Annotated in this window: 2 rRNA genes; both read right to left on the reverse strand. The window is 56.1% G+C overall.

The window, feature by feature from the left end:
- Positions 1 to 153, reverse strand: a 23S ribosomal RNA gene (locus tag AAA138_RS09855); the annotation flags it as partial.
- A gap of 401 nt (positions 154 to 554) precedes the next feature.
- Positions 555 to 672, reverse strand: a 16S ribosomal RNA gene (locus AAA138_RS09860); the annotation flags it as partial.

Here is a 672-nt window from a genome sequence, read left to right on the forward strand (position 1 = left end):
GGGGATATGCACACTGCTGTGCATGGGTTCGCCCATTCGGAGACCCCCGGGTCGAAGGATGTGTGCTCCTCGCCGGGGATTATCGCAGCTTGCCGCGTCCTTCATCGGCTCCCTGTGCCAAGGCATCCGCCGTGCGCCCGTGGTATCTTGCGGGACCGCATCGGGCCCGCGGGATATCCACGTGTCGCTAATTAAGTTAATTAATCGATATCATGAATAGCGCTCGTATGTCGCAATTCGGGTATCTCATACCGCGGCACAGCAGTTGTACTGTGCTCGCGATCAGATGCTCCTCACTCATATATAAGTGAATTCTTCTTGTTTGGATCGGATGAATGATTGCTATCATTCTGTCTTTAAATCGCAGAAAAGAATCGAGTCTGGAAGAGAATACTCTTCCATCTCTCTCCTATCGCTATGCGGCTCTCAAGGTACGCGGGTGCGACCCCGGGGACCGGGTGCTGCGGGGAATCATCCGTGGCGGGACATCTACCGGACGGGCTCCTGCCCTCTATTCGAGTTAAGTTGATCTCTCTAAGAATGTGTCTCCCTAGAAAGGAGGTGATCCAGCCGCACCTTCCGGTACGGCTACCTTGTTACGACTTCACCCCCCTCACCCTCCACACCTTCGGCGCCTCCCCCCTCTCGGTTGGGCCGGCGACTTCGGGTGCA

Origin of the sequence: Collinsella sp. CLA-JM-H32B (genome assembly GCF_040098065.1) — a bacterium.
Lineage (GTDB): Bacteria > Actinomycetota > Coriobacteriia > Coriobacteriales > Coriobacteriaceae > Collinsella.